A 13,098-nucleotide genomic window follows, 5' to 3' on the forward strand; every position below is an offset into this window, starting at 1 on the left:
GGGCAGTACACCGCCCCGATGCGCGACGCCGCGGCCCAGGCCGCCGACGCCAGCCACGTCGACCAAGTGTTCGCCGACATCGACGCCAGCCTCAACAGCGGCGCGGTCAAGGTCTCGCCGCACGACGCCTACCAGCCGTTGACCTCGACGGTCGAAACCCCGGCGCCGACGGTCGAGATCGTCGCCAAGCCGGCCCGTAAGCCCCGTGCGCCCAAGGCTGCGGCGCCCAAGGCCGAACTGGTGTCCAAGCCGAAGGCCGCCAAGGCCTCCAAATCTGACCTGTCGGTCCCGACCAAGGCGCCGCGCAAGCGCGCCGCCAAGCCCAGCGCCACGGACATCACCTCGTGACCAACGCCATCGGACACGATCCGGAAGACGAGATCGAAGCCTCGCGCGCGCCGTTGATGGATCACCTGATCGAGCTGCGCATGCGGCTGATCATCTGCGTCGCGGCCCTGTTCATCGGCTTCGGCGTCTGTTTCGCCTTCGCCGACCAGATCTTCCTGTTCCTGGTCGAGCCGTTCACGGTGGCCCAGAAGCTGCTGGCCGCCCAGCACGCCGGCGGCCATCACGGCCCGTTCGACCTGCTGCTGGCCCTGGTGGGCCTGAAGGACATCCCGGCGACCGACACCAAGGCCCTGGGCCTGGTCTACACCGCCGCCCTGGAGTTCTTCTTCACCAAGCTGAAGCTGGCCGGGTTCGGGGCCGTGGTCCTGACCTTCCCGGTCTTGGCCTGGCAGCTGTACCGCTTCGTCGCGCCGGGCCTCTACAAGAACGAGCGCTATGCCTTCCTGCCGTTCCTGGTGGCCTCGCCGTTCATGTTCCTGCTGGGCGCGGCCCTGGTCTATTACGTGATGCTGCCGTTCGTGCTGTGGTTCTCGCTGAGCCAGCAGATCAGCACCGCGGGCATCTCGATCCAACTGCTGCCCAAGGTCAGCGACTACCTGACCCTGGTGACCACCCTGCTGCTGGCCTTTGGCCTGTGCTTCCAGCTGCCGGTGGTGGTCTCGCTGCTGGGCATGGCGGGCATCGTGTCCAGCAAGCTGCTGCGCGACGGCCGCCGCTACGCCATCGTCGGCGTGTTCATCGCCGCCGCCATCCTGACCCCGCCCGATCCGATCAGCCAGATGACCTTGGCGATCCCGATGTGCCTGCTCTACGAGATCTCGATCTGGTGCGTGTGGCTGATCGAGCGCCGCAAGGCCAAGAACGAGGCCGAGGCCAGCACCGACGTCGCGACGGTCTAGGCTCCTTCTCAAAAAGCAAAAGCCGCGACCGGCCTTTCGGCTGGTCGCGGCTTTTTTGTCTTTCAACCCCTCATCCGACCCCGCTCCGCGAGGCCGCCCTCTCCCGCAAGGGGAGAGGGGAGGTCCAGGCTGTTAGACGTCCTGACGGCTCGAAGCGGTCATGGCTTGCAGCTGGGCCTTGGCCGAGCGGACGGTGCCGCCGACGCAGGTGCGGACGTCGGCGCGGTTGGTGTTGGCGGCCTTGCAGACGGCTTCGGCGGCCAGCTTGATGTCGGCGTTGATCTGTTCGGCCGACTTGCCCTTCAGCGAGACGCGCATGACGGTCAGGTTTTCGCGGCGAGCGACGATCTTGGTCGAGCGCGCCTTGACGATGGCGGTGAGCTGGCGATTGGCGTCGCTCACGGCGTCGATCACGCAGGCGTCCGAGACGACGGTCTTGCGGTCGACGCAGACGGTGTGGGCGGCGGCGCGGATCTCGGCGTCGATCTGGGYGGTCGACTTGTCGGCCAGCGAAATGCGGACCAGTTGAGCGGCGCTGGCGGGAACGGCGACGGCCGACAGGGCGGCGATGGCGGACAGAATAACGAACTTCTTCATGGGGAGGCTCCAGGATTTCAAAAACAAACACGGGTCGCTGAATTGCCGCGCTGTTTTTCATTCCTGGGTTAAGGGCAAGTGCAGGAACGGACTTAATGGCCGTTATCCATGCGTTTATAGCCGCGACATCTCGCCGCGCTATGGAATGACTTGCTGAATATCCTTCACTCGAAATCTGTTCCTGCGCAAGAGGACTTTGTTGGGCGCGGGAATGGATGTCACGAGGTCGCGCGCGATCGCCAGGCAGCCCCCACGCGACCGAACGGCGGATCGGGGGCGGGCAGGGCGTCCCGAAAAGGTTGGCGCCCCCGCCGACGCGCCTTAGAGAGGTCCGTTCTTAACGACTTCTCCCCGAGCGTTCCGATGCACGACATCAAGGCCATCCGCGACAATCCCGAAGCCTTCGAAGCCGCCTGGTCGGCCAAGGGGCGCTCGGGCGCGGCCGCCGAGGCGGTCAAGCTGGACGCCCAGCTGCGCGCGGCCCAGACCGCCTTGCAGGTCGCCCAGGCCAAGCGCAACGACAGCTCCAAGCTGATCGGCCAGGCCAAGGCCAAGAAGGACGAGGCCGAAGCCGCGCGCCTGATGGCCGAGGTCGAGACGCTGAAGGGCGCGATGGCCGCCGCCGGCGAGGAAGAGGCCCTGGTCGGCGCCAAGCTGAAGGACCTGCTGTCGGCCCTGCCCAACATTCCCGCGCCGGAAGTGCCGGCCGGCGAGGATGAGGCCGGAAACGTCGAGGTCCGCCGCTGGGGCGACGCCTCCAAGCTGCCGGCCGGCCGGCTGAACAATCCCAAGGACCACGTCGACCTGGGCGCGGCCCTGGGCGGCATGGACTTCGAGGCCGCCGCCCGCATGAGCGGCGCGCGCTTCGTGGTGCTGAAGAGCCAGGTCGCCCGGCTGGAGCGGGCCCTGGGCCAGTTCATGCTGGACCTGCAGACGGTGCAGAACGGCTACATCGAGATCAGCCCGCCGCTGCTGGTCAAGGACGAGGCGCTTTACGGCACCGGGCAGCTCCCCAAGTTCGCCGAGGACCTGTTCAAGACCACGGTCGATCACTGGCTGATCCCCACCGCCGAGGTCTCGCTGACCAACATCGTGCGCGAGCAGATCACCGACGAGGCCGAGCTGCCGCTGCGGATGACGGCCCTGACGCCCAGCTTCCGCTCGGAAGCCGGCGCCAGCGGTCGCGACACGCGCGGCATGATCCGCCAGCACCAGTTCTACAAGGTCGAGCTGGTCTCGATCACCACGCCCGACCAGTCCGAGGCCGAGCACGAGCGCATGGTCCAGTGCGCCGAGGCCGTGCTGAAGGCCCTGGAGCTGCCGTTCCGCACCATGCTGCTGTGCACCGGCGACATGGGTTTCGGCGCCAGGAAGACCTACGACCTGGAAGTCTGGCTGCCGTCGCAGAACACCTATCGCGAGATCAGCTCGTGCTCGAACTGCGGCGACTTCCAGGCGCGCCGCATGGACGCCCGCTTCAAGAAGGCCGGCGAGAAGGGCACGTCGTACGTCCACACCCTGAACGGCTCCGGCCTGGCCGTCGGACGCACCCTGGTGGCCGTGCTGGAGAACTATCAGGACGAGACCGGCCGCATCACCATCCCGACCGCGCTCGTGCCCTACATGGGCGGCGTGACGCATATCGGGGGGGAGGCGTGATCAACACGCTCACCCAAAATTCCTGTCATCCCGGACAAGCGAAGCGCAGATCCGGGACCGCCGGAAGCGCATGCGTTCAGGCGTCGGTCCCGGATCTTCGCGCTGCGCGCTCGTCCGGGATGACAACCGTTCTTGAGGTGGTCGCCTGATGCGCATCCTCCTCACCAACGACGACGGCATTCACGCGCCCGGCCTCGAAAGCCTGGAGCGCATCGCCCGCGCGCTGTCGGACGACATCTGGATCGTGGCCCCGGAGTACGAGCAGTCGGGCGCCGGCCGGGCCTTGACCCTGTCGGACCCGATCCGCGTGCGCCGCATCGATCCGCGCCGCTTCGCCGTCGAGGGCACGCCCACCGACTGCGTGGCCATGGCCGTCCAGCAACTGATCGAGGGGCCCGCGCCGGACCTGGTGCTGTCGGGCGTCAACCGCGGGCAGAACCTGGCCGAGGACGTCACCCTGTCGGGCACGGTGGCCGGCGCCATCGAGGGCATGGCCCTGGGCGTCCCGTCGATCGCCCTGTCCCAGGCCATGACCTATTTTCATGACGAGGTCGTCGCCCACTGGGAGACCGCCGAGCACTATGGTCCCGGCATCGTCCGCCGCCTGCTGGAGATCGGCTGGCCCAAGGACGTGATCATGAACGTCAACTTCCCGGCGCTTGCCCCGGAAAGCGTCACCGAGGTGGAAGTCACCCGCCAGGGCTTCCGCGACTCGCACATGCGGAGCATGGAAAAGCGGACCGACCTGCGCGGTCGCGACTATTATTGGACCGGCTTCGTCATCAAACCGTCCAAGCCGGCGGAGGGCACGGATCTGAAGGCCGTCTACGAAGGCAAGATTTCGGTCACGCCGCTGCATATCGACCTGACTCACAACCAGACGGTCGCCGCCATGAAGGGCGTGCTGGGCGGCTCGCCGCCCCGCTTCGAGCAGCCTGGTCTGGAGGCGGCTTCGTGATGGCCCACGCCAAGAGCGATACGCCCGAGGCCCGGCTGAAAACGCTGATGGCCGCCCTGCGCAAGCAGGGGGTCACCGACCCGGCCGTGCTGAGCGCCATCGAGAAGACCCCGCGCGACCTGTTCACGCCGGATCTGTTCAAGGAGCGCTCGTGGGAGGATTCGGCCCTGCCGATCGCCTGCGGTCAGACCATCAGCCAGCCGTTCATCGTCGGCCTGATGACCCAGGCCCTGACCCTGGAGCCGCGCTGCCGGGTGCTGGAGATCGGCACCGGCTCGGGCTACCAGACCGCCGTTCTCAGCCGCGTCTCGCGCCTCGTCTACACGATCGAGCGCTATCGGACCCTGATGAAGGAGGCCGAGGCGCGCTTCGCGGTGCTGGGCCTGACCAACGTCATCACGAAATTTGGGGACGGATGGGAAGGTTGGGCGAAACAGGCCCCGTTTGACCGCATTCTGGTCACGGCGGCGGCCCAGGATGAGCCTGAAACTCTGCTTTCCCAGCTCAAGCCCCACGGCGTGCTCGTCGCGCCCGTGGGCAAGGGGCCGGTGCAGAGTCTTCGCCGCTATGCCGGCGACGGAAAGGGGGGCTTCACCGTTGAGGTCCTGTGCGATGTGCGTTTCGTCCCGATCCTGGACGGGGTCGCCCGCGAGTAGCGCGGCGCGGCGCCTTCGGGTACCGGAAGCGACGCGAGATGTTTAATGGTTGGTTTACCCTTGCGACGGCGTCTGGAGCCTCGCGAGGCAAAGGAGAGGCTATGAGGCAGTTGTGGACGCGCGCGGCGGTGATCGCCCTGACGGCTGGAACCCTCGCGGCCTGCGAGAGCACGGGCGGCGCGCAATATCCCACGCGCGGCCAGACCCCCACGCCGAACTTCCCGATCGTCCAGGCGCCGGTCGCCGACCAGCAGCCCGAAGGTCCCTCGACCCCGCCAGACGAGCCGCAGCCCAGCTTCTCGGCCCCGACGGGCAATGTCGGCGTTTCCAGCCAGTCCCTAGCGCCGGCCCAGTCGGCCCCATCCGACCAGCAGCCCGGCTGGCGCCCGCCCGCCCAGACCGCGCCTGTCGCGCCCCCGGCCGCTGAGTACCGTCCCGCGCCCGCCGCGCGCCCCGTGGTGGTCACCACCGTCGGCGGTCCGGTCGTGACGATCGCCGGCCCGCCCAAGACCTACAAGGTCAAGGCCGGCGACAATATCGACGCCATCGCCCGCACGCTGGGCACCACCCGCGCCGACCTGGCCAAGGACAACGACCTGAAGTCGCCCTACCGGATCCGTCCCGGCCAGGTGCTGAAGGGGCCCGACAGCAAGGACGCCAAGGCCTATGTCGTCCAGAGCGGCGACACGATGTTCGCCATCGCCAAGCGCTTCTCGGTCTCGGCCGCGGCCCTGGCCGATGAAAACGACCTGGGCGCCGGCGCGTCGATCCGCAAGGGCCAGAAGCTGCGCCTGCCCGACGGCTACAAGGACAAGGGTCCCAGCCGGACCACGGTGATGCAGGCGGTCGCCCAGAGCTCGGCGCCCAGCGCGCCGTCGTCCGGCGCCCTACCGCCGATCGGCTCGACGCCCGGCCGCGCCCCGGCGCCCGGCGCCAATTCCGGCTGGCGTCCGCCGCCCGTCGAACGTCCGGTCGAGGAAGAGCCCGAGGCTCCCGCGGGCCGTCCCGTCACCACCACGACGACCAGCGTCACCGGCAAGGTGATCGAGGTCGCCGGTCCGCGCCGCACCTACACCGTCAAGTCGGGCGACGCGATCGACGCCATCGCGCGCGGCCTGGACACCACCCGCGCCGACCTGGCCAAGGACAACGATCTCAAGCCGCCCTACAACATCCGGCCTGGCCAGAAGCTGAAGGGCCCGGCGACCACGGCCAAGGCCTATGTCGCCAACCGCGGCGACACCGTGACCGACATCGCCAAGCGCTTCAGCGTCAAGCCGGCCGCCCTGGCCGACGAAAACGACATCAAGGTCTCGGCCACGATCAAGTCCGGTCAGAAGCTGCGCCTGCCGTCCGGCTACAAGGACAAGGGTCCGCTGAAGAGCACGGTCACCACGACGCCGGCCGCGCCGCGCCCGACGGCTCCGCGCCCGACCACGCCTGAGCCCAGCTACAATCCGCCGATCGCGACCAAGCCCCCGTCGACCCCGGCGCCGTATCAGCCCCCGGTCTCGCAGCCGCGTCCCTACACGCCGCCGGCCACGAACTATCCGCGTCCGTCCGGTCCGGTCTCGGCCCAGCCGGTGACGCCGCCGCCGTCCGCCGGCCAGATCATCGGCAGCAGCCCGCCGCCGACCGAGGCCGAGATCACCGCCGCCGGCCGCGGCCGCTTCGTGTGGCCGCTGCAGGGCGACACGATCTCCGACTTCGGCCCCAAGGGCACGGGTCAGCGTAACGACGGCGTCAACATCCGCGCCGCCGCCGGCACGCCGGTTCGCGCCGCCGCGGCGGGCGAGGTGGTCTATGCCGGCAACCAGGTGCCCGGCTTCGGCAACCTGGTGCTGGTCAAGCACGCCGACGGCTGGGTGACGGCCTACGCCCACCTGTCGTCGACCGAGGTGAAGATGCGCCAACAGGTCGCCCAAGGCGCCACCTTGGGCAGCGTCGGCCAGACCGGCGGCGTCACCGAGCCGCAACTGCACTTCGAGGTCCGCTACGCCCCGACCCCGAAGGACAAGGCGCGTCCGGTTGATCCGGGCCTGGTGCTGCCGAGGTAATTAGAGGCTCTTTCCCTCCCCTTGTGGGGAGGGACGCGCCGCTCCAACACCCGTCATCCTCGGACTTGTTCCGAGGACCCCTCGTTCAACTTAGATGTCTGATCAATGGCGGGCTTCCCCGCCACTCGACGCCTTCGAGGCGGAGGTAGGGGTCCTCGGAACAAGTCCGAGGATGACGGGTGAACTAATGGGGATGTCGGTGCGCGCCGAGGCGGTTCAGTCCTGGCCCCAGCGCCACTTCCACGGCCCGTCGCTCTTGAGGCGGCTGACAACGATCACGATCGCCGTCGAGGCCAGGACGATGCCGAGATGCAGCATTGGCCTGCTGTCGGTGAACAGCACGCCGCTGATGATCACAATGGCCAGGAAGCCGATGAACACCGCCCAGCCTTCCCAGCTGCACGGCAGACCCGCGCCGAATCCATAGCGCTTCACACGAAACCAGGGCTTGCCCATCTGGGGCCTCCGAAGGGTTTACGCGGGCAAGTTTACACCCAGCTCCCCGGCCAGGTCACGAATGAACTGATAGGCCACGCGGCCCGAGCGGGCGCCGCGCAGCTGCGACCACTGCAGGGCCCGGCGCTCCAGGTTCGGGGCCTCCAGGCCGAAGCGCTCGGCATAGCCGTGGATCGCCGCCAGATAGGTGGGCTGGTCCATGGGCGGGAAGCCGATCCACAGGCCGAAGCGGTCGGAGACGCTCATCTCCTCCTCGGCGTTCTCGGCGGCGGCGATGGCGCCCTGGCTCTCGACGTGGTCGCGCGGCATCAGGTGGCGGCGGTTGGAGGTGGCGACGAACAGCACGTTTTCCGGCGGGCCGGCCACGCCGCCCTCCAGGGCCGATTTCAGGGCCTTGGCGGCTGCGGCCCCGTCCTCGAACGACAGGTCGTCGCACAGCACCACGAAGCGCTCCGAGCGGGTGCGCAACTGGTCGAACAGCGGGGGCAGGGCGGTGACCTCGTCGCGATCGACCTCGATCAGCTTCAGCGCCGGGAACTCGGCGGCCAGCACCATGAAGGCCGACTTGGTCATCGAGCTCTTGCCCGTGCCGCGCACGCCCCACAGCAGCACGTGGTTGCAGGGCAGGTCGACGGCGAAGCGGCGGAGATTCTGGACGAAGCGATCCTTCTGCCGATCGACGCCGATCAGCAGATCCAGAGGCATCGGATAGTCGGGAGCCGGTACGAAGCTACCGCTGCCCGGCTCGTGCCTAAACATCCGCCCGGCATCGAAGTCGGGGGCGGCTTGAGCGGCCGGGGCCAGGCGCTCCAAGGCGTCGGCGATGCGGGCGAGCAGGGGGAGGACGGCGTCGGTCATGTGTTGCTCCCTAGCCCCACCGCGCCGTCATTGCAAAAGGGGAGGTGAACGCATAGCTTCCGCCGACTTGGCGGGCCCCCCATGTGGGCAGGGACGCCGATTAGAATTCTTGGAGACGACATGCCCGCTGGCCTGCAAGCCCAACTGATCCAGATCGCGCCCATCATCCTGATGGTCGTGCTGTTCTACTTCATGCTGATCCGCCCGCAGCAGACGCGCGCCAAGCAGCACGCCGCCGCCATCGCCGCCGTCAAGCGCGGCGACAATGTCGTTCTGTCGAACGGCATGCTGGGCAAGGTCGTGCGGGTTGAAGACGCCGAAGTCGGCGTCGAGATCGCTCAGGGCGTCACCGTGAAGGTGGTCAAGAGCATGATCGCAGAGATCCGCGCCAAGGGCGAACCCGCCCCGGCCAACGATCCCAAGAGCTGAACACCCTTCGCGCCGTAACGAGGCGCCCCTGGGGCGTCGTCTAGAGCCTGTAATCCATGCTGACCCTCTCCCGCTGGAAAGTCACCGCCGTCATACTGTCGGTGATTTTCGGCATCGTCTTCTCCTTGCCCAACATGCTGCCGCAGAAGACGCTCGACGCGCTTCCAGGCTGGGTTCCCCACCAGAAGCTGAATCTGGGCCTCGACCTGCAGGGCGGTTCCTACCTGCTCTATGAGGTCGACACCGACGCGCTGCGCGCCGAACGCCTGACCAACATGGTCGAGGACGTGCGGACCACGCTGCGCAACGACCAGATCGAGTTCGGCGAGTTGGGCGAGGCGGCCGGCATCGTGCGGGTCCGCATCACCGATCCGGGCAAGGTGGACCAGGCGGTCAGCCTGCTGCGCCGCTCGATCGGCGGGACGCTGGCCGGCGCCATCGGCGGCCGGGACACCACGGTCAGCAACAAGGGCGACGGTCGACTGGAGCTGAGCTTCGTGCCGGAGGCCGCCAAGGCCGACGCCGCCAAGGCTGTTGACCAGTCGATCGAGACCATCCGTCGCCGGATCGACGCCCTGGGCACCAAGGAGCCGACGATCACCCGCCAGGGCTCCAACCGGATCGTCATCCAGGCGGCCGGCGAAAGCGACCCGGCCCGACTGCAGGCCGTGATCGGCCAGACCGCCAAGCTGACCTTCCAGATGGTCGACGAGACGGTCTCGCAGGAAGACATGGTCGCCGGCCGCATTCCGCCCGGCGTGGCGGTGATCCCCGGCGCCCAGGCCGGCGCTCCGCCGATCCCGGTCGCCAAGCGGGCCCTGGTGACCGGCGAGGACCTGGTCGACGCCAATCAGACCTTCGACCAGAACGGCTCGGCCGCGGTCGGCTTCCGCTTCGGCGGTTCGGGGGCCCGCAAGTTCGGCGACGCCACCACCCGCAACGTCGGCAAGCGCTTCGCCATCGTGCTGGACGGCAAGTACATCTCCGACCCGCGCATCAACCAGCCCCTGCCGGGCGGTTCGGGCATCATCACCGGCAACTTCACGCCGGAAAGCGCCGCCGAGCTGGCCCTGCTGCTGCGCTCGGGCGCTCTGCCCGCCAAGCTGAACCTGGAAGAACAGCGCACCGTCGGGGCCGAGCTGGGCGCCGACGCCGTCAAGGCCGGCGCCATCTCGCTGGCCATCGGCGCGGCCGCGATGTTCGTGTTCATTATCCTGGCCTACGGCCTGTTCGGCGTGTTCGCGGCCCTGGCCCTGGTGGTCAACGTGCTGCTGATCGTCGGCATCATGTCGATGACCCAGGCCACCCTGACCTTCCCCGGCATCGCCGGCCTGATCCTGACCCTGGCGGTCGCGGTCGACGCCAACGTGCTGATCTACGAACGGATGCGGGACGAGGCGGCGGGCGGGCGGTCGCCGATGTCGGCGGCCGACACCGGCTTCCGCCGGGCCATGGTCTCGATCATGGACGCCAACATCACCAGCCTGATCTCCGCGGCGATCATGTTCGGGTTCGGCTCGGGCCCCATCAAGGGCTTCGCCTGGACCCTGTCGATCGGCGTGTTCACCTCGGTGTTCACCGCCATCATCATCACTCAAGTGCTCATCGGTTGGTGGTTCAAGGTCGCCAAGCCGAAGAAGCTGCCGATCGCTTAGGTTCCCATCATGGCTTGGCCCCTCATCCGTCTGATCCCCCGCCAGACCCACTTCCGCTTCGTGAAGTGGGCTCCGGTCGCCGCCGGGATCTCCGCCCTGTTGATCGCCGCCTCGTGCGTGTCGTTCTTCACCCAAGGCCTGAACCTGGGCATCGACTTCAAGGGCGGCGTCGCCATGGAAGCGCGCATGCCCACGCCCCTCTCGGGCGACGAGCTGCGCAGGGTCGCCCGCGGCACCGGCGCGCACGACGTGCAGGTCCAGGACAACTTCGGCTCGCCCAACGCGGCGATGATCCGCTTCCTGCCCACCGAAGGCGGCAACGCCCTCGAAGAAGCCAACCGGGTCAAGAGCGAGATCATCGCCAAGTTCCCCGGCATGACCATGCCGGCCCCGTCAGTGATCGGCGCCAAGGTCTCGGGCGAACTGCTGATGGGCGGCTTCAAGGCCCTCGGCGTCGCCCTGCTGCTGATGCTGGGCTACATCTGGTTCCGCTTCCAGTGGCAGTTCGGCGTCGGCGCCGTCGTGGCCGTGCTGCACGACATCGTCCTGACGCTGGGCCTGCTGTCGGTGCTGCAGATCGAGTTCTCGATGACCTCGATCGCCGCCCTGCTGACGGTGATCGGCTATTCGATGAACGAGAAGGTCATCACCTTCGACCGGCTCAAGGAAAACCTGCGCAAGTACAAGACCACCCCGCTGCGCGACATCATCGACCTGTCGGAGAACGAGCGTCTGTCGCGGACGATCATCACCGGCTCCACGGCCCTGCTGGCCCTGGGCGGCACGATGGTGTTCGGCGGCCCGGTGCTGTTCCCGCTGGTCTTCACCATGACCTTCGGCATCATCATCGGCACCTATTCGTCGGTCTATATCGCCCTGCCGCTGATCCTCGTCTGGGGCGTCAAGCGGGGCGACGAGGAAGCCACGCCGATCAAGCTCGGCGCCGGCACCCGTCCCTGATGCTGCGCCAGCCGCCATCGCTGGACGCCTGGGGCGGCGGCGGGTTTCGCGTTTCCGGACTGTGGCGTCCAGGCTCGCTGCTGATCATCGACGATCAGCCGCGAGACTGGGCGGCCACAAGCCTCGCCGACCTGACCGCCGAGGACTTCGCCGAGGTCATCGCGGCGGGCGGGGCGGTGGAGTTCGTCCTGCTGGGCGTGGGCCTGGTCAACGCCTTGCCGCCGCGCCCGGTGCGCGACGCGCTGAAGGCGGCGGGCGTGGGGCTTGAGTTCATGAGCACCGAGGGCGCGGCCCGCACCTACAACGTCCTGGCCAGCGAAGGCCGACGGATGGCGGCCGCCCTGATCGCCGTCTAGGCGGCCCCGACACCGGCGAAATCCTGTCTATTTGCCGACTCTGCGCGGCGCCCTATACCTGACCCCAAGCAGGGGCATTAGGGGGCCTGGACATGACCAGTCTACTTTCGAACTTCCGTAACACCATCATCGTCAGCGTCATCCTGGCGCTGGTGATCGCGTTCGGCTTCGGGCACAGCCCGCACGGCTTCGACGAAGCCTATTTCCAGGCGGTGTTCCGCCTGATGCACGTGTTCTTCGGCATCCTGTGGATCGGGCTGCTCTACTATTTCAACTTCGTGCAGATCCGCGTGATGCCGCAGATCCCCGCCGAGCTGAAGCCCGCCGTGTCCAAGTACATCGCCCCCGAGGCGCTGTTCTGGTTCCGCTGGGCCGCGCTGGCGACCTGGGTGATGGGCGTGGTCCTGGCCTTCAGCCGCGGCTACCTCGGCGAAGCGCTGACCTTCGGCCTGTGGGGCGGCTATGAGCGCGGCGTCGACATGGGCTTCACCTTCATCGGCCTTGGCATGTGGCTGGCGACGATCATGTTCATCAACGTCTGGGGCGTGATCTGGCCGAACCAGAAGCGCGCCCTGGGAATTGTTGTGGTCGACGACGCCGCCAAGGCCAAGGCGGCCAAGATGGCCATGCTGTTCTCGCGCATCAACACGCTGCTCAGCATCCCGATGCTGGCCACGATGACGATGTACCAGACGCTGTTCGGCTGATACCGACCTTCGCCGGGATGACGATGTTCAAGGAAAGGCCCGCCGGATCGGCGGGCCTTTTTCTTTTAGGCGACGCGGCGCATAAGGCGCGCGCATGACCACCTTGGACCTCGCTCACCGCAACGACGCCCCGGACGCCGACCTGGACGCCCTGGTGCGCCGCGTCGATCCCGACCGCTGGCTGGCCAGCCGGTTCATCGCCGATCCCAAGGCCCGGGCCGACGTCATCGCGCTCTATGCCTACAATTACGAGCTGGCGCGGGTGGCCGGCGGGGTGAGCAACGCCCTGATGGGCGAGATCCGGCTGACCTGGTGGCGCGAGGCCATGGAAGAGATCGCCGCCGGCCAGGTCGCGCGCAAGCACCCCACCGTTGAGGCCGTCGCCGCCGCCGGCTACCCCCTGAGCGCCCTGGCCGAGATGGCCGAGGCCCGGATGGCCGACCTCGAGACCGCGCCGTTCGAGACCGAAGCCCAGGTCCTGGCCTATGTGGACGCCACAGCCG

The 13,098-nt window shown here is 68.0% G+C and carries 14 protein-coding genes and 1 pseudogene; 12 read left to right on the plus strand and 3 right to left on the minus strand.

What is annotated here, in order from left to right; translation table 11 throughout:
- Together AC1DZ6_RS06875 and tatC are read left to right on the plus strand one after the other, a co-directional pair.
- A pseudogene (locus AC1DZ6_RS06875) lies at window positions 1–348 on the plus strand (Sec-independent protein translocase protein TatB); the annotation flags it as partial.
- Entirely contained in the window at window positions 345–1,247 is a 903-nt protein-coding gene (gene tatC, locus AC1DZ6_RS06880; RefSeq protein WP_477096453.1) for a twin-arginine translocase subunit TatC, read from the plus strand. The pseudogene AC1DZ6_RS06875 and the gene tatC, both read left to right, overlap by 4 nt.
- 132 nt (window positions 1,248–1,379) lie before the next feature.
- Here the strand turns inward: tatC and AC1DZ6_RS06885 are convergent, their stop codons facing one another.
- Window positions 1,380–1,844: a hypothetical protein gene (locus AC1DZ6_RS06885; RefSeq protein ID WP_477096454.1), complete on the minus strand. Its 465-nt coding sequence runs from the start codon at window positions 1,842–1,844 to the stop codon at window positions 1,380–1,382.
- A 363-nt stretch (window positions 1,845–2,207) separates the two neighbouring features.
- Here AC1DZ6_RS06885 and serS point away from each other — a divergent pair, with 363 nt between their 5' ends.
- The 4 genes from serS (at window position 2,208) to dipM (ending at window position 7,174) form a co-directional block, all read left to right on the plus strand.
- Window positions 2,208–3,503 carry a serine--tRNA ligase gene (gene serS / locus AC1DZ6_RS06890; protein WP_477096455.1) on the plus strand — a complete coding sequence of 432 codons (1,296 nt, stop codon included), beginning with the start codon at window positions 2,208–2,210 and terminating at the stop codon, window positions 3,501–3,503.
- A gap of 148 nt (window positions 3,504–3,651) precedes the next feature.
- The gene (gene surE / locus AC1DZ6_RS06895; protein ID WP_477096456.1) at window positions 3,652–4,461 is read left to right on the plus strand and encodes a 5'/3'-nucleotidase SurE; all 810 of its coding nucleotides are present in this window, start codon (window positions 3,652–3,654) and stop codon (window positions 4,459–4,461) included.
- Window positions 4,461–5,117, plus strand: a complete 657-nt coding sequence (locus tag AC1DZ6_RS06900) for a protein-L-isoaspartate(D-aspartate) O-methyltransferase (protein WP_477096465.1) — start codon at window positions 4,461–4,463, stop codon at window positions 5,115–5,117. The genes surE and AC1DZ6_RS06900 overlap by 1 nt, the downstream gene beginning before the upstream one ends.
- A gap of 101 nt (window positions 5,118–5,218) precedes the next feature.
- Complete coding sequence (dipM, locus tag AC1DZ6_RS06905) at window positions 5,219–7,174, plus strand: cell division endopeptidase DipM (RefSeq protein WP_477096457.1); 1,956 nt, start codon at window positions 5,219–5,221, stop codon at window positions 7,172–7,174.
- Between the two features lie 216 nt (window positions 7,175–7,390).
- Here the strand turns inward: dipM and AC1DZ6_RS06910 are convergent, their stop codons facing one another.
- Entirely contained in the window at window positions 7,391–7,630 is a 240-nt protein-coding gene (locus AC1DZ6_RS06910) for a hypothetical protein (protein WP_477096458.1), read from the minus strand.
- 18 nt (window positions 7,631–7,648) lie between these two features.
- Window positions 7,649–8,488 (minus strand): ATP-binding protein, encoded by an 840-nt coding sequence (locus AC1DZ6_RS06915; RefSeq protein WP_477096459.1) that lies wholly within the window; start codon window positions 8,486–8,488, stop codon window positions 7,649–7,651.
- A gap of 120 nt (window positions 8,489–8,608) precedes the next feature.
- Here AC1DZ6_RS06915 and yajC point away from each other — a divergent pair, with 120 nt between their 5' ends.
- From yajC to AC1DZ6_RS06945, 6 genes are all read left to right on the plus strand, one after another.
- On the plus strand, window positions 8,609–8,917 hold the full coding sequence (yajC, locus tag AC1DZ6_RS06920; protein WP_477096460.1) for a preprotein translocase subunit YajC: 309 nt from the start codon (window positions 8,609–8,611) through the stop codon (window positions 8,915–8,917).
- A gap of 56 nt (window positions 8,918–8,973) precedes the next feature.
- Window positions 8,974–10,572 (plus strand): protein translocase subunit SecD, encoded by a 1,599-nt coding sequence (gene secD, locus AC1DZ6_RS06925; RefSeq protein ID WP_477096461.1) that lies wholly within the window; start codon window positions 8,974–8,976, stop codon window positions 10,570–10,572.
- Window positions 10,573–10,581: 9 nt separating this feature from the next.
- Window positions 10,582–11,532 (plus strand): protein translocase subunit SecF, encoded by a 951-nt coding sequence (gene secF / locus AC1DZ6_RS06930; protein WP_477096462.1) that lies wholly within the window; start codon window positions 10,582–10,584, stop codon window positions 11,530–11,532.
- A 2-nt stretch (window positions 11,533–11,534) separates the two neighbouring features.
- Entirely contained in the window at window positions 11,535–11,888 is a 354-nt protein-coding gene (locus tag AC1DZ6_RS06935; protein WP_477096466.1) for an Mth938-like domain-containing protein, read from the plus strand.
- Between the two features lie 92 nt (window positions 11,889–11,980).
- On the plus strand, window positions 11,981–12,595 hold the full coding sequence (locus AC1DZ6_RS06940; protein WP_477096463.1) for a urate hydroxylase PuuD: 615 nt from the start codon (window positions 11,981–11,983) through the stop codon (window positions 12,593–12,595).
- A gap of 94 nt (window positions 12,596–12,689) precedes the next feature.
- The coding region (locus AC1DZ6_RS06945) for a squalene/phytoene synthase family protein (RefSeq protein ID WP_477096464.1) at window positions 12,690–13,098 on the plus strand (409 nt) is incomplete at its 3' end.

It is taken from the genome of Caulobacter sp. P1_B12_2, from assembly GCF_056406675.1.